This window comes from Longimicrobiaceae bacterium, from assembly GCA_036375715.1.
Classification (GTDB): Bacteria; Gemmatimonadota; Gemmatimonadetes; order Longimicrobiales; family Longimicrobiaceae; genus DASVBS01.
The window spans coordinates 60,873-80,510 of record DASVBS010000047.1 but is presented as its reverse complement, the minus strand read 5'-3'; the positions used below and the strand labels follow the sequence as shown (position 1 = coordinate 80,510).

16 protein-coding genes are annotated in these 19,638 nt (G+C 67.4%); 6 read left to right on the top strand and 10 right to left on the bottom strand.

From position 1 onward, the window contains the following. Positions 1 to 128: 128 nt before the first annotated feature. A complete protein-coding gene (locus tag VF167_09420; protein HEX6925640.1) occupies positions 129 to 1,001 on the bottom strand; it encodes a hypothetical protein in 873 nt (290 codons plus the stop codon). A 117-nt stretch (positions 1,002 to 1,118) separates the two neighbouring features. On the opposite strand from VF167_09420, the gene VF167_09415 reads away from it, so the two are divergent. From VF167_09415 to VF167_09405, 3 genes are read left to right on the top strand one after another with little or no spacing between them, the layout of a single operon-like run. Continuing rightward, positions 1,119 to 2,903 (top strand): ABC transporter ATP-binding protein, encoded by a 1,785-nt coding sequence (locus tag VF167_09415; GenBank protein HEX6925639.1) that lies wholly within the window; start codon positions 1,119 to 1,121, stop codon positions 2,901 to 2,903. 33 nt (positions 2,904 to 2,936) lie between these two features. Next, positions 2,937 to 3,887, top strand: a complete 951-nt coding sequence (locus VF167_09410) for a HAMP domain-containing sensor histidine kinase (protein ID HEX6925638.1) — start codon at positions 2,937 to 2,939, stop codon at positions 3,885 to 3,887. Next, positions 3,884 to 4,282 (top strand): response regulator, encoded by a 399-nt coding sequence (locus VF167_09405; protein ID HEX6925637.1) that lies wholly within the window; start codon positions 3,884 to 3,886, stop codon positions 4,280 to 4,282. Before VF167_09410 ends, VF167_09405 begins: the two co-directional genes overlap by 4 nt. 165 nt (positions 4,283 to 4,447) lie before the next feature. Here VF167_09405 and rho read toward each other — a convergent pair whose 3' ends face one another. From rho to VF167_09390, 3 genes are all read right to left on the bottom strand, one after another. Further along, entirely contained in the window at positions 4,448 to 5,557 is a 1,110-nt protein-coding gene (rho, locus tag VF167_09400) for a transcription termination factor Rho (GenBank protein ID HEX6925636.1), read from the bottom strand. 285 nt (positions 5,558 to 5,842) lie between these two features. Beyond that, the gene (locus tag VF167_09395) at positions 5,843 to 7,531 is read right to left on the bottom strand and encodes an ABC transporter substrate-binding protein (GenBank protein HEX6925635.1); all 1,689 of its coding nucleotides are present in this window, start codon (positions 7,529 to 7,531) and stop codon (positions 5,843 to 5,845) included. A gap of 47 nt (positions 7,532 to 7,578) precedes the next feature. Next, the gene (locus VF167_09390; GenBank protein ID HEX6925634.1) at positions 7,579 to 8,823 is read right to left on the bottom strand and encodes a GNAT family N-acetyltransferase; all 1,245 of its coding nucleotides are present in this window, start codon (positions 8,821 to 8,823) and stop codon (positions 7,579 to 7,581) included. 165 nt (positions 8,824 to 8,988) lie between these two features. Between VF167_09390 and VF167_09385 the strand changes: the two genes are divergently transcribed. After that, positions 8,989 to 10,263: a DUF1343 domain-containing protein gene (locus VF167_09385; protein ID HEX6925633.1), complete on the top strand. Its 1,275-nt coding sequence runs from the start codon at positions 8,989 to 8,991 to the stop codon at positions 10,261 to 10,263. Positions 10,264 to 10,291: 28 nt separating this feature from the next. Here the strand turns inward: VF167_09385 and VF167_09380 are convergent, their stop codons facing one another. The 3 genes from VF167_09380 to VF167_09370 are packed head-to-tail and all read right to left on the bottom strand — an operon-like array spanning position 10,292 to position 13,796. Next, positions 10,292 to 12,514 carry a TonB-dependent receptor gene (locus VF167_09380; GenBank protein ID HEX6925632.1) on the bottom strand — a complete coding sequence of 741 codons (2,223 nt, stop codon included), beginning with the start codon at positions 12,512 to 12,514 and terminating at the stop codon, positions 10,292 to 10,294. 15 nt (positions 12,515 to 12,529) lie between these two features. Continuing rightward, a complete protein-coding gene (locus VF167_09375) occupies positions 12,530 to 13,300 on the bottom strand; it encodes a zf-HC2 domain-containing protein (protein ID HEX6925631.1) in 771 nt (256 codons plus the stop codon). Then, the gene (locus tag VF167_09370; GenBank protein HEX6925630.1) at positions 13,272 to 13,796 is read right to left on the bottom strand and encodes a sigma-70 family RNA polymerase sigma factor; all 525 of its coding nucleotides are present in this window, start codon (positions 13,794 to 13,796) and stop codon (positions 13,272 to 13,274) included. The genes VF167_09375 and VF167_09370 overlap by 29 nt, the downstream gene beginning before the upstream one ends. Positions 13,797 to 14,035: 239 nt before the next feature. On the opposite strand from VF167_09370, the gene VF167_09365 reads away from it, so the two are divergent. Both VF167_09365 and VF167_09360 read left to right on the top strand, forming a co-directional pair. After that, entirely contained in the window at positions 14,036 to 14,524 is a 489-nt protein-coding gene (locus VF167_09365) for a hypothetical protein (protein ID HEX6925629.1), read from the top strand. Between the two features lie 7 nt (positions 14,525 to 14,531). Further along, positions 14,532 to 15,944, top strand: coding sequence for an NAD(P)/FAD-dependent oxidoreductase (locus VF167_09360; GenBank protein HEX6925628.1), 1,413 nt, complete (start codon positions 14,532 to 14,534; stop codon positions 15,942 to 15,944). A gap of 351 nt (positions 15,945 to 16,295) precedes the next feature. Here VF167_09360 and VF167_09355 read toward each other — a convergent pair whose 3' ends face one another. From VF167_09355 to VF167_09345, 3 genes are all read right to left on the bottom strand, one after another. Beyond that, complete coding sequence (locus VF167_09355) at positions 16,296 to 16,937, bottom strand: hypothetical protein (GenBank protein ID HEX6925627.1); 642 nt, start codon at positions 16,935 to 16,937, stop codon at positions 16,296 to 16,298. 274 nt (positions 16,938 to 17,211) lie between these two features. Then, on the bottom strand, positions 17,212 to 18,312 hold the full coding sequence (locus VF167_09350) for an SDR family oxidoreductase (GenBank protein ID HEX6925626.1): 1,101 nt from the start codon (positions 18,310 to 18,312) through the stop codon (positions 17,212 to 17,214). After that, positions 18,309 to 19,427, bottom strand: coding sequence for an SDR family oxidoreductase (locus tag VF167_09345; GenBank protein ID HEX6925625.1), 1,119 nt, complete (start codon positions 19,425 to 19,427; stop codon positions 18,309 to 18,311). The genes VF167_09350 and VF167_09345 overlap by 4 nt, the downstream gene beginning before the upstream one ends. Between the last annotated feature and the right edge of the window lie 211 nt (positions 19,428 to 19,638).

The following is a 19,638-nucleotide window of genomic DNA, read 5'->3' as shown; positions in this document are numbered from 1 at the left end:
GTCGCTCGGGATGGGCACCGGGGGCGCCGGGTGACAGCGTACAGGTGAAAATTGCGGGCGTACCCCTCGGTGGGCCGCCCGCAACTCATACGTAATCCGTAATTCGTAATTCGTAATTCGACCACCCCTCAGCTGATCGTCTTCTCCACCCGCACCGAGCTATCCAGCCGCACCGTGATCTGCGACCCTGCGGGGATCACGCGGTCCACATCAGCGGTGCCCATGGCGACAGCGGTGCCTGCAGCGGCGCCGACGGCGGCGCCGGCAATGGTGCCCTTGGTCCCGCCACCGATCACCCGGCCCACGATGGCGCCCAGCGCGGCGCCGCCACCCACCTTGGCCACCTTCTCCACGTTGCTGTCCCGCGAGACGAGCTTGGACGGCACGTTCACGGTGCTGGCGTCAATCGGGTAGGTGTTCCCGTCGTACGACACCGATGTGAAGGTGATGGCCAGGTACGCCTCCTCACCAGCCCGCCCGGACTTGCGCGACTCGGTCACCTGACCGCGCACGGTGGCGCCCGCCGGGATCAGTGTCGTCCCATCGGAGGCGACCAGCGGCTCGGTCAGCGTCGCGGTGAAGCTCTCACCCACGGAGTGAGTACGCGTACTCACCTCCTCGTTCAGCCGCACGGCGAACGTGCTCCCGGCCGGGGCGGAAAGCGTAACAGTCCGCGGGCGCGCAGGCTCGGGTGCCGGAGTCGGCGCGGGCGTGGAGGGCCGCGGCGTCACCGGGCGCGGGGTCTCCTGCCGCGGCGGGGCGCTCGGGCGAGGCGCCGGCGTTGCCGGCGGGGCCTCGGCCTCCGGCTCCTCGATCGCGACGTCCTCCAGCTCCGGCTCGGCGGTCGTATCGGGCTGAAGCGCCAGGTCCAGCTCCCGCTCCAGCGCTTCCTTCTCCAGGGCGGCGCGCGCGTCGGTGTCCTCCCCGGAGTCACAGGCGACCACGAAAGTGGACAGCGGAAGGACCACCATCAGCGTGGCAACCAGACTGAGCTTCTTCATGGATCTTCTCCAAATCCGTTCTGTGACTTGATATCCGGGAAGGAACGGGCTTAGCTTGCCCGGATGATCCCACCGGATCCGCCGTGATCTGGGGGCAACCCGCATGCCATGAATTAAGTGAAGGAATTACTTACACTTATACCGTATCTGAGGCGATATGGTGCCTCCGTTGCGGGCGGCGTCGTGCTGGTCATCCTGGCAAACCTATTCTCGCTTGCGCCCCCCTATCTGATCAAGCGCGCGATCGACGCCCTGAGCGCCCCGCTGGTCGCCCGTGGCGAGGTGATGGTCTTCGCGTCGCTGATCGTGTTGACCGCCCTGCTGGGTGGTGCGGCACGGTACGGCATGCGTGAGCTGTTGAACGGCACCAGTCGCCGCGTCGAATACGACCTGGGCAACGATCTCTTCCAGCACATCGTCCATCTGGATGCCGCCTACTTCGGCCGCACCCCGACCGGCGACCTGATGAGCCGGATGACGAATGATCTCTCCGCGGTGCGGATGGCGGCCGGGCCGGCCTACATGTACCTGGCCAACACCTTCGTGGGCACCGCCATCTCCCTCTCCTTCATGATCTGGATCAGCCCGCGTCTGACGCTGTTGTGCATGATCCCGATGCTGGCGCTTCCGCCCGTGACGCTCGGGTTCGGACGCGTCATCCACCGGCGGTTCGACCGCATCCAGGACCAGCTCTCCCGGCTCTCCACCCTCGCCCAGGAGAACCTGGCGGGGATGCGTATCGTGAAGGCCTACGTGCGCGAGCGGGATCAGACCGAGCGATTCGCGCGGATGTCGGACGAGTACCTGGATCGCAACATGAGCCTGGCGCGTGTCTCCGGTCTCTTCCACCCGTTGCTGACCCTGCTCAGCGGCCTCGCCATCGTCCTGGCCTTCCTGATCGGCGGCCGCATGGCGATGACCGGAGAGATCTCGATCGGGGATTTCGTCGCCTTCAGCCTGTATCTCGGCGCCCTGACCTGGCCGATGATCGCGCTCGGGTGGGTGGTGAACCTGTTCCAGCGGGGCGCCGCGTCCATGGGCAGGATCAATCGGGTTCTGTCGGAAAAGCCGAGCATCCGCAGCCCCGAGGCCCCCGTGATCCTTCCGGAAGTGCGGGGGGAGATCGAGTTCCGCAACGTCTCCTTCCGCTATCCCGGAACAGAGCGCGAGGTGCTGCACGATATCTCCTTCACGGCGCCGGCGGGCTCGCTCCTGGCCATCGTGGGCGCGACCGGCTCCGGCAAGTCGACGCTCATCCACCTCCTGTCGAGGTTGTACGATCCCACGGAGGGGGAGATCCTGCTGGATGGGGTTCCGCTCCCGCGTCTTTCGCTGGAGCAGCTTCGCGCCTCGATCGGGGTGGTGCCGCAGGAAGCCTTCTTATTCTCGGATACGATTCGCCGGAACCTGGCGATGGGGATCGAGGGCGATCCTGAGGTCGTCGAGGCCCGCATTCGGCGCGCAGCCGAGATCGCGCAGCTCGACGAAACCATCCTCGGCTTCCCGGCGGGCTACGACACGATGCTGGGGGAGCGGGGTGTGAACCTGTCGGGCGGCCAGAAGCAGCGCGCCACCCTGGCGCGGGCGATCGCCCGGGACCCGCGTGTGCTGGTGCTCGACGACGCACTCTCGGCGGTAGACACCCACACCGAGGCGGAGATCCTCGACGGACTGCGCGAGATCTTCCGCGACCGCACCAGCGTGGTGGTGAGCCACCGCGTTTCAGCGGTGATGGCGGCGGATCAGATCCTCGTACTCGAAGACGGTCGACTGGTCGAAACGGGTACGCACGCCGAGCTGCTTCAGGCCGGCGGAACCTATGCTACGCTGCTTCACCGGCAGCTCCTCGCAGACGAGCTGGAGCTGGGGAGCGCGCTTGCCCCCGTAGATAGCCAGGTCTAGATTGCCTTCTCCGAAACGACCTCCGTCCTCCGAATGATCGAGCTTCGACTGTTCCTCCACGACGACGCCAGCGAGCTGGATCGCCTGCGCGCCGTGCTCGAGCGGGGGGGCTTCCGAGTGGTCGATCCCGCCCCTTCTTCCCCTCCGCAGGACTCCGTCACGGTGGTCACCGCCAGTGCCGAAGAGTCACCATTGTCGCTCGAGGAGGCTCAGCGACGCATCGAGGAGCTGGAGATGCAGCTTCGCGAGCTGCGCAACTCAGACGTCGCGAAGTCCCAGTTCCTCGCCAATGTCTCGCACGAGCTGCGCACGCCGCTCACCGCCATCGTCACCTACGGGGAGGTGCTGCGCGACGGGCTTCTGGGCGAGGTGACGCCTCGTCAGAGCGAGGCGATTCAGTCGGTGATCGGCTCCAGCCGGCAGCTCCTCGGCATGATCGAGGAGATCCTCACCTATGCTCGCACCAGCGCCCGCGCCACCCAGCTCGAGGCGGAGCCGGTGGTCCTCCCGGACGTGATCCGCGACGTCTACCGAATGAGCGCGTCGCTGATGCGGAAGAAGGGGATCCGCTTCGAGACGAGCTACGAGAAGGGGCTACCTCCCGCCCACGCCGACCGGGAGAAGGTGCGCCACGTACTTGCGAACCTGGTGGGAAACGCGATCGACTTCACCCCGGAGGGCGGCAGGATTGCCATCTCGGTCAGCCGGCGACCGAGCGATACGAAATGGCTGGAAGTGGTCGTCGAGGACGACGGGATCGGAATCGATCCGCAGCATCACGAGATGATCTTCCGGGAGTTCGCGCAGGTGGACAGCTCGCGAGCTCGCCGACACCACGGTACCGGACTCGGGCTCGCCATCGCCCGCAGCTTCGTCCACCTGCACGGGGGTGAGATCTGGGTGGAGAGCGAGCTCGGCAAGGGGAGTCGCTTCTGCTTCACCCTGCCTGCCGACAGGGCGGGCGAGCAGTCGGGGGCCGCGTGAGCGAGCAGCGAGCATCGGTTCCCAGCGTTCTGCTGGTCGAGGACAACGAGACCATTCGCGATGCCTTCCGCATCCTACTGGAGGACAGCGGCTACGTGGTCCACGAGGCCGCCTCCGGCCAGGAGGCCGTAGACAAGGCTACGCACCATCCCCCCGCGGTAATGCTGCTCGACCTCGGCCTGCCCGACATCAACGGCCTCGACGTCGCCCGTCGCATCCGCGCCGAGCCCTCCACCGCCCACGTCCCCATCGTCGCTCTCACCGGGCGGGCCCTGGAGACCGACGAGAAGGCCTGCCTGGAAGCCGGCTGCACGGCGTATCTCTCGAAGCCTATCGATAGTGCGGCGCTTTTGAGGAAGATCGGGGAGGTGGTTGGGGGAATGGCGGGGAGCTAGGAGTCAGAAGGCAGCCGGAAGATCACAAGGGGGCGAGCCAGAAGCCCGAAGGAGGAGCTAGGAGCCAGGAGCCAGAAGCTAGAATTCGACACTGCAGCTTCGAAGAGAACGGGGGGTCTCGCAGCAGTCCCGGAGGCCCCCATTCTAGCTTCTAGCTTCTCTCGCTCATTTCATCTTCGCAATCAGCTCCGCATTCGACTTGGTATCCGAAAGCTGCTTGAGGAGAACCTGGATGGCGTCGACCGGGGAGAGGGAGTGGAGGGCGCGGCGAAGCTGGTAGACCTTCTCCAGCGCTTCCGGAGACAGCAAGAGCTCCTCGCGCCGCGTGGCGCTGCGTTCGATGTTGATGGCGGGGAAGACGCGACGCTCCGCGATCTCGCGGTCCAGCACGATCTCCGCGTTCCCGGTCCCCTTGAACTCCTCGAAGATCACCTCGTCGCCGCGGCTCCCCGTCTCGGTCAGCGCGGTAGCGATGATGGTGAGGCTCCCTCCCCCGGCCTTCTCCGGGACGTTGCGCGCCGAGCCGAAGAAGCGCTTCGGCTTCTCCAGCGCTCCGCTGTCGATCCCGCCCGACAGCGTACGACCCGACCCTCGCTCCGTCGCATTGTAGGCGCGCGCCAGGCGCGTGAGCGAGTCGAGCACGATCACCACGTCGCGTCCGCTCTCCACCAGGCGACGGGCGTGCTCGAGGGTCATCTCCGCCACCGCCACATGCCGCTCAGCCGGGCAGTCGAAGGAGGAGGCGATCACCTCGCCCAGCCCGAACATCTGCATCTCCGTCACCTCTTCCGGCCGCTCGTCCACGAGCAGCACCAGCAGCACGGCCTCCGGATAGTTGGTGGCGATGCCCTCCATGATCGACTGCAGCAGCATCGTCTTCCCGGCCCGTGCCGGGGCCACGATCAGCGCGCGCTGCCCCTTCCCCAGCGGCGCAATCAGATCCACCACGCGGTTGGTGAGTCCGCGCGCGGGACCGCGGGTGGACTGACATTCCAGCACGAGCTGATCCTTCGGGTAGGTTGCTGGGAGGCTGCTGAAGGTGGGTCGTTGCCGCACCGCCTCGGGCGGAAGGCCGTTGATCGCCCGGATCTTTTCGAGGGGCGGACTCTTTCCGCGACCGGGTGGCGACCCCGCCTCACCCTCGATCAGATCACCCGTCCGCAGGCCGAAGCGGCGCACCATGCCCTGACTGACGAAGACGTCGTCGGAGGTCGCCTGGAAACCTTCGGAGGGCGATCGCAGGAAACCGTTACCGCTGGAAAGCACTTCGATCACACCACGCACAGCGGCGCCGGACGCACGCGGATCATCTGCGCCGCTGCGAGAGTGAGCGGTTGCACTCATCTTACCGAGAATTCAAGGAACAGGGGACGAAAACGGGGCTTGCCACGAATGGATGGGCGGGAGTCCGCATACGGCACCCGTCAATAAGCGTGCCGGAAAGGCCGAGACGTCTCGAGGAGGCGTGAAGATAGCGCCATCCTTCGCGGAGGCAAGGTGATGGCGCCCCTCGCGGGATCATCTGTGTCCGCAAAATGCGGCAATATCCGGCGCGATCCGTCACCGGCTCCGGTCGCGTGGGAGGCGCTGTTCGCGGGGGATGTACCAGTAGGGAACGTCCTCCCACCACTCGATCCCACGGAATTTCACGCCTTTGATGCGCGCATGCACGCCAAATAGCTCCGGATCCAGGTACAGCGGGGCGTAGGGCACCTCGTCGATGAGGATCTGCTCCAGCTCGCGCCAGAGTTGCCGAGCCCGGGTCGTGTCGCGCGCCACCTGCACCTGGTCGAGGAGTGCATCGACACGGGGGTTGCTGTACCCGGAAAAATTGGTCCCGTTCGGCGGAATCCGGCGGCTGTGGAACACCATCTCGGCGTTTGTACCCACCACGCCCGGGCCCCAGCCCCAACCCCACAGCGATCCCTGAAAGGACCGGTTGCGGAGTCGCTCGACCCAGGTGGTCCGCTCGAACGCCCGCGGCACCAGGTCCACGCCGACCCGCCGAACCATGCTCTGGATGGCAACCAGCACGTCCTGGCGCCACTGCTCGGTCGGGAAATAGTCCACCTCGACCCGCAGGGGGCGTCCGTTGCGATCTCGAATCCCATCGCCGTTGGTGTCGCGCCAGCCGGCCTCCTCGAGCAGCGCGCGAGCGCCATCGGGATCGAAGGGAATCGGCTTCACGTCCGGCGAGTGCTCCCACAGCTTGGCGGGAATGGGCGAAGGCGCCGGCTCCCCCACCTCGCCGAAAAGACCCCTCGCGAGCTGCTCGCGGTTGATCGCCATCAGAATCGCACGCCGCACGCGAACATCGTCCACCGGCGGGCGCTCCACGTTCCAGGCGATCCACGCCGGTCGCACCCTGGGAGCCGTGTACAACTCGACGTCGGGCGAGGCCTCGATGCGCTCGCGCTGGTCGGGAGGCAGGCGAAGAAGGTCGGCCTGTCCCGTGAGCAACTCGGTGATGGACGCGTTCATGTCGGGGATGAAGCGCATCACGATGCGATCGATCGCCGCCCGACCCTCCGGCCGATCCGGATTGACTTCGAGCACGAGCCGCTGGCCCGTCTGCCAGCTGCCGAACCGGTAGAAGCCGTTGCCGACGGGGTTGCGACTGAAGGGGTGCATGCGCATCTCGGCAGCGGGCACGTCTCCCAGCAGGTGCTCCGGAATCGGCACCACCTCCAGCAACGCGTTCACCGCGTAGGGACCCATGTGGCTGAGCTTCACCTCCACGGTAACGCTGTCCACGGCGGTGGCACTCTCCACGGCCGCCACGTCCGCCAGGCGGGGAGATGCGGTCGCGGGGTCCTTCTGGCGCTCGATGGTGAAGACGACGTCGTCCGCCGTAACCGGCACGCCGTCGTGCCAGTGGACGCCGTGACGCAGGTGGAGCACCAGGGTGGAGTCCTCACGCAGCTCCCAGGACTCGGCGAGGTCGGGCTGGTAGCCGCTCAGGGTCGAGTCTCTCCGCGCGATCCCGCGGAACATCAGCCGCACCGCCTGGAACGCTGGCGAGCTGGTGTAGGTCACCGGGTTGAGGTCTTCCGGCTCACCCTCCACCAGCGCCACCAGGACGCCTCCGGGTGGCCCCCCGCTGTAAGTATCGTAGCCGCCCGCTGGAGCGTCTCCCTCATCCGCACTTCCGCCCCGCGAGTCTCCGCCGCAAGCCGCGACGACCAGCGCGATCACCAGTGCGACCCCGGGAAGTACCGCCCGCAAGCGTTCGCCTCTGAGCATCGCCATCCGAGTGGAGATATCGGGTTTCGGTACCGTTGCCCCCGCAGGAGCCTTCAGTACCGGTCGAAGGTCCAGCTCCCTGGTAGAGCCAGCGCGCGGTCCAGCTTGCGGAGCCGGTCCACGCCTTCCACTTCCACCAGGCCAGCGGCCAGCGCTGCACTAGGGGGGAGCGCCCCCAGAAAGATGCGAGAGAGAGCCTGGATCCCGGTCCTGAGCGTCAGGTCCGCGGCCCCGGTTCCCCTCTCGACGGCCACTGTTCCTCCCTCCAGCCGCAGGCGCCAGCTACCGGAGTTCGTCGCGAGCTGTTCGTCGGTCACGTCCAGGCGCAGGGTGAGCGAGGCCTCGGGATCGACCGCTCTCCGTGACCAGGCCTCGTCAACCTTCAGGACGCGGAACATCGGCCCTCGCATCAGAACCGCCGAGGGGAACCAGAGCCCCCACTGGGGGACCGGGCCGCCTCCGAGTCTCGGCTCGCGCAGCCAGTCCTCCAGACGATGTTCCGGCAGGGCGCGCAGGGTGAGCGCACGCCATTGATCGCCCATGGACGCCATCCACCCGTAGAGGGCGCGGCGCGCCTCGGGCGTAGTCCACGCGTGCTCCTCGATGGAAAGGTATCGCTCCTGCGGCGGAAGCTCGGTGGGGTAGCTCGCGAGGGCGTACCCCTCGAGCTGTCCATGGGTCCCTCGATATGCCACCAGCAGGCGATCTTCGACCGCCAGCAACGACGCCCAGACTCGCGCATCGCGCTTCACCTGCCCGGTCTGGGTACGGGCCCACCGGTCGTAGAGCTCGACGATCTCCCGGAGGTCGTCCCCCCCGGAGAGGACCTCGACGGCAGCGCGCAGCTCGCTCGAGGGCAGCGCCTCCGGTGCAATGTGGTACTGGTGGGTATCGCCGCAGAGCCCGTAGCCCAGGCGGCCGTAGAACGAGGCTCGAAAGGGGTAGAGGGAGGAGAGCAGGTCGCCGCGATCACTCGCCGCCTCCAGCGCGGTCGCGACCATTCGACCTCCGAAGCCGCGCTGGCGATAGGTGGGGGCAATCGCTACCGTTCCGAGGCCCATGGAAGGGAACTCGGCTTCCGACACGTGATGGACGATGCGGTGGAGCTGGCAGGTCGCGACCAGGCGACCGGAGTCCTCCCCCACCCACAAGATCTCGGTGCCGTCTCCGTAGACCGTCTCCCGATACCGCGACATCCACCAGTCGTGGTCTCTCCCCACCCCGGGAAAGCTGTGCCTGGTCAGTCGGACGATCTCATCGAGCTCTTCCGGGCGGGCAAAGCGGAAATGGACGGTCAACGGGCAGCCTCCAAAGGTGGAGATGGCCTGGTACCGGCTTCGGGTTGTTCAACTGCAGGGGTCACAGAGGCGTGACCTCTGCGGCCTTGTCCGCGCGCCGACGACCGCTTTGAGCCCAAAATAGAGACCCCTTCAATGCCGCGCTATTCGATGCCGATCTCCTGCATGGCCTCTTGGGCCCTGGCTTTCCTCCTCTCCGCGTGCAACGGGGCGGGCGAGCCCGATCGCGAAGACACCGCCGGGCCGGACACGTTGCCGGGCGTAACCGCCGAGCAGATCGCGGTTCTCCCTGGCCTCGAGGTCATCCTGCGCGATTCGATGCACCTGCTCGAGGGGCACCGGGTCGGTTTCATCACCAACCAGACCGCGGTAACCTCGGACGGGCGGAGCGGCATCGACCTGCTGCACGACGCGGCGGGGGTCAATCTCGTCGCCCTGTACGGCCCCGAGCACGGCCTGCGGGGCGACGTGGAAGGTGGCGTCCGCATCGACACGCAGCGCGATGCGGCAACCGGCATACCCATCTTCTCTCTCTACGGGAGCACGCAACGTCCCACCCCGGAGATGCTGGCCGGCGTAGACATCCTCCTGTTCGACATGCAGGACATCGGCGCGCGGCCGTACACGTTCGTCTGGACCATGGCCATGGCAATGGAGGCCGCCGCCGAGCAGGGCATCCCGTTCGTCGTGCTCGACCGCCCGAACCCGATTACGGGGCGCGCCGCCGGGCCGCTGATGGAGATGGAGATGCGCAATGTCGGACAGGCGATCACCGGCTACTACCCGGTGCTGCTGCGCCACGGCATGACCGTGGGCGAGATCGCGCGCTATGTCAACACGGAGTTCGGCGTGGATGCGGACCTGCACGTGATCCCCGCCGACGGGTGGCGTCGTTCGATGTGGTTCGACGAGACCGCACTTCCGTGGGTCAACCCTTCACCGAACATCCGCTCGCTGGAAGCGGCCCTCAACTATGCGGGCCTCGTCCTCTTCGAGGCCACCAACCTGACGGTCGGCCGGGGAACCGATCGCCCGTTTTCGTACGTCGGAGCCCCGTGGTTGCGGGCAGAGCAGGTTCTCGCGCGAGCCGCGTCCTACGAGCTTCCGGGCGTCGCCCTCGCAACCACCGAGCTGGTTCCCGACGGGGAGGGCTGGGTGCCCTTCCGCGGCGAGCGGGTGCAGGCGATCGAGCTGAAGATCACCGACCGTGACGCCTACCGCCCGGTCTGGACCGCGCTGGTACTCCTCTCGGTGATCCGGGCGGAGCACCCGGACGAGTTCCGCATCACCAACGACGGATTCACGCAGATGATGGGCTCGCGATGGGCTCGCAAGGCCTTCGACGCCGGGGAAGATCCCCGTACGATCTGGAATCGCTGGCAGGAGGAGCTCGCCGCGTGGGAGCCAGTACGCGCGCGCTACCTCCTGTACCCGGAATGAGCGCAGTGGACGACGCGGAAAAAGCCGCTCAGAAGTTCCACTCCACGCCGATCACCGGCACCAGCGGGAGTACCATGACCGGTCGGAACCCGTCGTCTCCGTTCTCCGGCGCCCGGTAGAAGAGTGCGTCCCGGTGACCGAGGGTGTTGAGCAGCCGGACGTACGGGGTGATCTCCATCATCGAACGCCCCCATCGCGGCGTCCAGGTGCCGGACGCGCCCAGGTCCACACGCAGATATGGACGGCTCGGGGTCGGTAGCAGCGGCGCATTCCCCGCGGTCATCTCGACTGCCGATCGGCCCACCGCGAAGGCGGGCGCGTATTCCCCGAATGGGCTTTCGCCCATGTCCGTGGTCCCGAACGGGATCGCCGAGTAGGGCAACCCCGCCCCGTAGGTGAACCCCAGGTCGATCCTCGCGCGCTCGCCCAGCGGGGCGCTGATTCCCGAGCTCAGCAGGTGCCGACCATCGAACCGGGTGGCGTTGTCGACGTCCGATGTCGACCACGTCCAGGCGAGAGAATAGCCAAGCCAGCCGCGCCAGTTGCCCGTCCCCCGGCGAAGCCACAGATCCACCCCCGAGGAGCTCGCGTTCGAGGCCACCCCATTGGGGATCCCTTCGAAGTTCTTGTAGAAGCCCTCCAGTCCGAAATGGATTCCCTCTCCCACGTCCTGGTCGACGGAGAGCGATACGTGCGTGGCGCGCCCGAGGGCGAGCGGCTCGACCTGCTGGATCGGGATCCCCCCTGCCGCAGCCAGGACCTTCTCCTCGGGCGGTCGCAGATACTGGTGATACTGCCCGGCCGCCAGCGTCACCGAGGCGCGGTCGGTGAGCATCATCGTGGCGGCGACTCGCGGAGAGAGGATGAACTCGTCGCTGAGCGAGAAGTGATCCGCGCGCAGACCGCCACGTAACACGAAGCGAGGCGCGAGTTGCACCCCCGCATCCAGGTAGAGGCCGGCTTCGCTGCCCTCCCCGGCGCTCCCCACTTCCTTCCACGACCCCGTGAGGTCAGCAACCCGGGCCTCGTAGCGCTGATCCTGTTCTTCGAACGAGGCTCCGTACCGCAGGACGATCCCCGAGAGGCGGCTGACCGCGTCGGCCGCGAGGCGGGTTCGCCGTGAGGAGCCACGCGCCAGGCGCAGGGTTCCGTCCGATACGGGCAACTGTGCTTCGAAGTCAGCGACCGCGCCGGTCAGCTCGACGCTGGTGCCACCAAGGCTTGCCCGGTAGCGCAGCGAAGCAGCCTGGTTCCCCCATTCGATTGCGGTCGAGGCAGTGCGGACACTGTCGAGCCAAACGCGCTCCCCGTTGGCAAACGCTGTCAGGCTGAGGCTCCCGGTGCCTCCGAGTCCGACGTCGGCCCGCATCAACCCCTCGCGATAGCCATACGGGAGAGCACCTTCCTCGAACCACCGCGTTCCCACGTCGTGCACTCCCCGCCCTGAGAACAGCAGCCCGGCGTTGCCTCCCACAGGTATCTCGACCAACGCGCGCGAGGACAGGAGGTCCATCGCCCCGGAGGAATGGAAGCGGCCACCGCGGGCGGCGCGGGTGCGCAGGTCGAGTATGTAGGAAAGGCCTCCGTCGTATCGTGCCGGCGCCCCGCCCAGATACACCTCAGCGGAGCTGAGCAGCCCCGGCGCGAAGGGATCCAGCAGTCCGCCCAATGGGAAGGGAGCGTACACCGGTGCTCCGTCCAGGTAGACCAGCTTCAGGTCGGCGCCCGTACCGCGCACGTAGAGCACGTCCGAAGGGTCGGGTGGCTCCTGCCCGGGAAGCCGCGACACGGCATCGGCCAGACCGAGCTCCGCCAACCCCGGCGACGCCTGCATGGCTCGCACGCCGGCCATGGTAAGTTCACCGGGGGGCGCGGCGAAACTGTCACTGCGAATCGATCGTTCGCGTCCCCCCACCTCGACCGGAGCGAGAACGATCGGGGTCATGCGCAGCGCGATATCGACCTCCACCTGCCCCCCGGCCGGGATCATGACATCCATCTCCAGGGGGGCGTAGCCGATTCGATGGGCGCGGATGGTGTGGCGGCCGGCGGGGACGTTGGAGAGAAGGTAGCGGCCGTCGTCGTCGGAGGCGGTAGCGCCAAGCGGGCGGTCGGCGACGATCTCCACGGTCGCCCCCGGAATTACCGCTCCCGACTCCTCACTACGGATCTCGCCGCGAACGCTCCCGGTCGAGCCCGGGAGCTGCAGGGCGAGGGCGAGGAATACGGTGGAGAAGGCGTGCGCCAGCATGGCGTGGTTCCGGGATCACTGCTCAATGCTCAATCCGATTCCAGCCGACTGCAAGCCGGTCAGGTCTGTGCTGAGATCCAGGCTGGAGCCCTCCTTCTGCAGCACGACCTGTCCATTGATGATAACGGATGCGACCGCCGCCCCGCGAGGGATCTCTACCCGCAGCTCCCCGTCGTGGGGCCCGTGGACCTCGATTCTGCCCGTTCCGGTGCGGAAACGGCTCTCGGTGGCGCTGCCGGTCGCCGCCACTCCGGCGCGCGTTCCCTCCACCAGTACGGCGCGCACCCGCAGGTCGTGTCCGCCCAGGACCTCTACCTCGACGCGGCCGTTCACGGCGTCGACGAACACACCGGACTCCATTGCTTCCGCCGCCGAACCCAGCGGCGCCTGGGTCTCCTCCTCCGGAATCGTTACGGCGACCTCCCGCGGCTCCTCGGCGATGCTTTCGATCCACTGCCGAAGAGGCCATCCAGGTACGGTTGCCGAGGCCGCAGCTCCAGCGAAGAGCAGAAGAACCGCCGCACGGGGGAGCATGCGGCGCAGGAAGGCAGCTCGCTGCTGGCGGGGCCAGCCGATGGCGTGTTGACGCTCCCGGGGCGCGGCATCGAGGAGGCTCATCGCCTCCGTGAAACGGCGGGCTCGGCCGGTCATGGCGTCCACCTCCATGCGACAGAGCTCGCATTCCTCGAGGTGCCGCTCCGCCCGCCAGCGCTCCTCGAGCAGCAGCTCCCCGTCCAGGTACGCCTGCAGCGTACCTTCATCGATGTGCGTCATCTCGCTCTTCATCCCTGCGATACACGGCTTCGAACTTCTTCAGTGCGCGTGCGATGAGGGTTCCCACCGATCCGGGCGCCACACCAACCGCCTCCGCCATCTCCTGGTATCGGAATCCTTCCTCACGCATCAGCAGGAGCTGCCGGTCACGCTCGGGGAGCTGACGCAGCGCGGCCCGCACCCGTTCCACTTGCTCGGCTCGCTCCGTCAGCGCGTCGGGCGTCGGGACCGCATTCGGAGTCATCGGTCGGCCGCTCAGCAGACGCTGGCGGCGCACCACCGTACGCCCGTGATCGCGTACCAGGTTGGTCGCCACGGTGAAGATCCAGAGCCGGGCATCGTCGCCGGTGAGATCGCTTCTGCGCAGCAGGCGCAGGAAAGCTTCCTGCGCCACGTCCTGTGCGACGTCACGATCGGCGGTGAGCCGCTCGAGATAACGTAGCAACGAGGGCTGAAGCCGCTCGTACAGCTCTCCGAAGCCGCTCGGCTCGCGATCGGGGCCGCTCACCGAAGCCGGGCGATGGAGTTCGTATGCGAGGCTGCTGTGCAGGGGCCTTCCTCCTCCGGGGGCAACACTGAGCACTCGCACAAAGAACGGATGTCCATGGGAGAGTGTGACGTGGATGGTACAGAGGGTGCGAGACCGCTTCGAGCGAAGACTGGCATCAGGCGTCCAGGCGCGGCGCCCGCACCAGGCAAGCCCGGAGCGGGAACGCAGGTTCTAACCACAAAGCGCGGAATTCACCCATGCCTACTCTCTCCACGGTGCTCCGGGGCTCGACAGCCGGAATGGTCGGAAGCCTGGTACAAGCGGCCGTCGGCGCAACGGAGAACGCACTGATCCTGCCTTCTCACGAGGACGCCAACATCGCCCCGCGTCTGATGGATCGCCTGGCACGCGACCTCGGGAAGGAGATGCCTATCGAGCTGGAGTGGATCCTGGGGACACTCTTCCACTTCGGCTACGGAGCGGCCTGGGGAATTCTGTACTCCCTGGTCGACGAGGAGTTCGACCTCCACCCAGCTATCGGCGGGGCGGCGATGGGCGGGATCATCTACGCCATAACCTTCCCCCGCTGGGGCGGCGCCGTGCAGACGCAGGTCGAGCGTCCGCCGGAAGCCCGCACCGGGCGCATGACGCTTGTTGCCGCTTCGGTGGCACTCACCTTCGGGGTGGCGACCGCCTACGCCGCACACGCGCTAAGGCTGCGCCTTCGTCGGCCGCCGCGGGGCTGACGGAAAGATGCCCAGATACGACGCGGTCATCGTCGGCGCGGGACCCAACGGGCTGGCGGCTGGCATCGCCCTGGCTGAGGCCGGGCGATCGGTTCTCATCCGCGAGGCGCGCGAGCGCGTGGGCGGCGGCGCGAGCTCGGACGAGCTCACCCTACCCGGCTTCGTTCACGACACCTTTTCGACCGTGCACCCGCTCGGGGTGGGGTCTCCCTTCCTGAGCAGGCTCCCGTTGCACGAGCACGGGCTGGAGTGGGTGCACTCGGAAGCGGCGTTCGCGCATCCGTTCGACGACGGTACGGCCGCGCTGCTGGAGCGTTCGATCGAGCAGACCGGGCGCTGGCTGGCGGAGGACGCGGGAGCCTGGCGGCGCCTGCACCAACCCCTGTCGCAAGCCTGGGACGAGATCGCGTCCGACATCCTCGACCCCATCGGCATCCCCCGCCATCCGCTGCTGCTAGCCCGATTCGGAATGAGGGGGATGCTATCGGTGCAGCGGCTCTGTCGACTGTCCTTTCGAGGCTGGCGGGCCGCCGCGCTCTTCGCCGGCAGCGCCGCGCACTCCGGGCTCCCGCTGCACCGCCTCGGGACCGCGGCTTACGGGCTCACGCTGAATGTGGCGGGGCACGCTGTGGGGTGGCCGTTTCCCCGCGGCGGGGCGAGGCGCATCACCGAGGCGATGGCGTCCTATTTCCGCTCCCTGGGGGGAGACATCGAGCTGGAAATGCCGGTGCGGTCACTGCGCGAGCTGCCTGAAGCGCGGGACATTCTGCTGGACCTCACCCCGCGGCAGGTGCTGGAGATCGCGGGGGATCGACTGCCCGCAGGCTACCGCTGGCGGCTGGAACGTTTCCGCTACGGCCCGGGGGTGTTCAAGATGGACTGGGCGCTCTCCGGGCCCATTCCGTGGAAGGCGAGCGAATGTGCACGCGCGGCCACCGTGCACCTGGCGGGTCGGCTCGAGGAGGTGTCGGAGTCGCAGCGAAAGCCGCTCCGCGGCGAGCATCCGGAGCGACCGTACGTCCTGCTGACCCAGCCGAGCCTCGCGGACCCCACGCGCGCACCGCCGGGCAAGCACACGGCCTGGGCATACTGCCACGTGCCCAACGGTTCCACCTTCGACATGAGCGAGCGCATCGAGGCGCAGATCGAGCGCTTCGCGCCCGGATTCCGCGACCTCGTCCTGGCGCGCAGCACCCTGAACACCCGCCAGCTCCAAGCACTCAATGCCAACCTCGTCGGCGGGGACGTCAACGGTGGAGCCGGCACCGTGGACCAGCTGATTTTCCGCCCCCTGCTGAGCCCCGATCCCTACGCCACCCCCGTCCCGGGCCTCTGGATCTGCTCCGCCTCCACCCCGCCCGGCGGGGGGGTGCATGGGATGTGTGGGTATAATGCCGCGAGGGCGGTCTTGAGGGGGTGACGGGGTGACAAGGTGAGGGGTGAGTGGGGTGAGCGGGCGGGACGAGGAGACAAGGAGAAGAGGAGACAAGGAGGGGGTGACGGGGTGAGGCGGGGGCGCCGTTCCGAGCTTCCCGCAAAGGTCTTGGATGCGCATCCCTCCGGTGCGGATGAGCGCGCGGCCACGGTGAAGAGGGCACCATACTTCGACCACCTTGCGTCCCGCTCCTGGCCGCTTCGCCTACCGCTTCTTGAATGGAGAGCTGGCCGCCGGCTCACCCGTTCACTCCTTGTCCCCTTATCTCCTTGTCTCGCGGTCGCCCCGCCGCGCGTTTGTCCGTTCACCTTGTCACCTTGTCACCCCCTCACTCCCTCACGTCGCCTCGTGCGTCCAACTCGTCTCCACGTCCACCTCATGGCCGCAGACGGAGCCGATAATCGTGCGGGTGATGGAGCCGGGGACGAGGTTGAACTCGGTGGTCAGATCGATAGAGCAGCTCCCCTCCTTGCCCTCGCTGGTCACGTAGGTGAGGGTTCCCGAGTGGGTCTGGGAGGCGCTCGCCTCACCCTGTCGCAGCTCGCGGGCGGCGACAAAGGTAACCGTCCCGTCGATCGTGATGTCGATCCCCCCACCCGTGCGGAAGGTGCAGCCGGTGTGGCCTTTGGACGCTTCGACATCCAAGGTGATGAAACCCTCGTCGCTATCGATCACGAGCTCGCGCTCGCCCTCCAGCCGCGCGGTGCCGCCGCGAGGACAGGGGAGATCGATGGAGAACTCGTCTCGACCGGTGGTCACCGCCTTCGATGGCCCGTCAGACGGAAGGAGAGCCAGATCGGGACCCTCCGGATCGGGCTGCGGATCGACGGCGGAACTGCTCGTGTTGTCCAGAGCGATCGCCAGAGCGACGGCTTCCTCGGCGCTGAGCTCGTCCCCCTCCGGGGCGGTGGAGTCGTCGCATGCGCCCAGGACCAGGCCGAAGATCGGAAGCAGGAGAAGTGATCGTCGGTTGAACATCGTGCTCTCCATCAGGGTGAAAACAGGGATGACACTCTGGCGACCGTCCGCTCGATCGCCCGGCGCGCTTACGTACGTACCATGTTCATCCGCCCTGAGCAAGCCCGGGGCCGGCCCCGTCTATCCTTTCAGCAGTACGTTTAAGTCATTGTAGATATGTGAGATAAACGCTATTAAAAAGAAGCGGCGACGCGCCCGGCACGCCGCCGTTCCGTCCACTGTCGATGACAGGACGGCCGTCCATCGCACACCCGCGTGGACAGCCGGCGACAGCTCAATCTGGCATCGGATGCCGTTCCTCGAGCCAGGCGAGCTGGGCGTCGAAGGCTTCCGCACTGTCCGCCTCGGGTTCGCCCGACCGACCGTTGCGAGTGGCCAGGCCGGTCAGGACGGCCGCTGCCGCGGCGATCGCCGCACCGGCCACGCTGAGGGCCGGCCGATGCTTGGCCAGCCACAGCTGCGATGTGCTGGGTCTCGAACGAACGTCGAAATCGCCGTGGGCACCGAAATCGACCTCGTCATCCACCGGCTCCCACAGGTTGTGAGGTCGGTCAGGATCCTCCGGTTCGTCCAGCTGCTGAGCTTGAACGCCTTCACGCGCGAGCCGCAGGTCCGCATACCAGGGCACGATCCGGTTCCCCGCGATCGCCTTGACGGTCGGCCAACCTACCCAGAGCTCGCGTCGATCGTGATCCGCCGCGAACAGGATCGCATCCGCAGCAACTTCCGGCTGCAAGATCGGAGGGACCGGTTGGGCCTTGTTCGGAAGCCGGCTCTTCACCCAGCGAAACTGCGGGGTGTTGAGCGCCGGGAGCTGCACCATGGTGACCTGCACCTTGCTCCCGTCGTGCATCAACTCGGTGCGGAGGGAATCGAAGAATCCCTGCACGGCGTGTTTGGCCGCGCAGTACGCAGACTGCAGCGGGATCCCCCGATAGGCCAGAGCGGAGCCCACGAAGATGATCTTCCCCCGATCCCGCGGGAGCATCCGGCGCAGGGCAGAGAGGGTGCAATAGACATAGCCCAGGTAGGTCACCTCCGTCACGCGCCGGTAGTCCTCCGGGGTCATCTCCCGCACGGGGGAGAAGACGGAATTCATCGCGTTGTTGACCCACACGTCGATCGGCCCCAGCTCCCGCTCCGCGCGGTCGGCGGCCGCCTCCACCTGATCGGGATCGGCGACGTCGGCGGGGACGACCAACGCCGTTCCGCCAAGCGCCTCGACCTCACGCCGGGCTCCCTCGAGTCCGGCAGCGCCCCGCGCCAGAAGGGCGATCCGGGCACCCTGGCGGGCGAAGGCACGTGCGGTGGCCCGGCCCACCCCGGCTGAGGCCCCCGTGATGACGACGACCCGCTCCCGCCTGCGCCGCCTCATCGTTCACTCTCCGGTTCGGATGGTGATGCGCCGTCCGGTTGCGCCACGCCGGACAGGCCCACCTTGCGGGCGTGCGTCGGCGAGGGCTCCGGTCTTCCTCCGTACTGGTTGTTGCGACGAGCAGCCCGATTCATCATCGCCGTGGCGGGCGAAGGGGACACGGGTGTGGCGATCTCCATCCCCCGCACGCTCTCGGCCCCGTTACCAGAGGGAAGGGCACGGTTCACCACGCCCAGGAGCCGCGCAGTGGGACCCGGGAAGAGATCGTGGGTGACGCGCAGCGCCTTCGCCTGCCAGCTCAGTGTCACCTCGGCGGCCCCTCGCCGTGCGGCCGACACGATCTGGCGCGCCGCGCGTCGAGCGCTCATCGCGCTTACCGGTGTAGCGTCGCCCAGGCTGAACCAGGTGAACTCACGATCCACCTCGCCCTTGAAGAAGGCGTTCACGGGAGAGCCGGTGCGCATCAGCCCCGGCACCACCGTCGTAACGCTGATGCCGTAGCGAGCCAGCTCGGCTCGGAGGCCCTCCGAGAAGCCCACCGCGGCGAACTTCGCGCAGTCGTATGGCAAGAGGTGGGGAATCGCGACCTTCCCCCCGATCGAGGTGATGTTGACGAGGCGGCCGGCCCGGCGACTTCGCATGCCGGGCAGCACAGCCAGGGTTGTGTTCACCACCCCCCAGAAGTTCACTTCCATCGCCTCGCGGAAGTCATCCAGCGTCATCGCCTCGAGGGGACCGACCTGGATGATGCTGGCGTTGTTCACCAGCAGAGCGACGGGCCCGAGCTCCGCCTCGATCTGCTCGACCATGTTCCGAACCTGGACCGGGTCGCTCACGTCGCAGGCGATCGACATTACCTGGCCGCCGCTCCGCTCCAGTTGCTCCCGGGCGGCTTCCAGCTCGGTCACATCGCGCGCGCAGACGGCTACCTGACATCCGGCCTCGAGCAACTCGTGGGCGATCAGCAAGCCGAGACCGCGCGATCCCCCCGTCACGAGAGCCACCTGCCCGTAAATATCGGCCTCTCTGGCTCGGCGGAGCGCCTGCCACCCCGCGTACATCAACGCCCCCGCCACGAGTGCCGCCGGTGCCGAAGCTCGATTCGCTGCCTCCATGGCACTCCTCGCATGCCGAAGTGTCGTCGCGTCTTCGATCTGGCGGATCGGAATCATCTGCACGGTGCGGACCGCGTCGGAACCGGGGTGCCCACGGGTAGCGGACAGGCCCGAAAAGGATGGACGATTGCGTGAGCCAGGCTCAGTCGTAGCTTGGATTTGGCGGGGTCCACATGTTGCAACCCGGGACAGGGTCAGCATCCACTCGGCG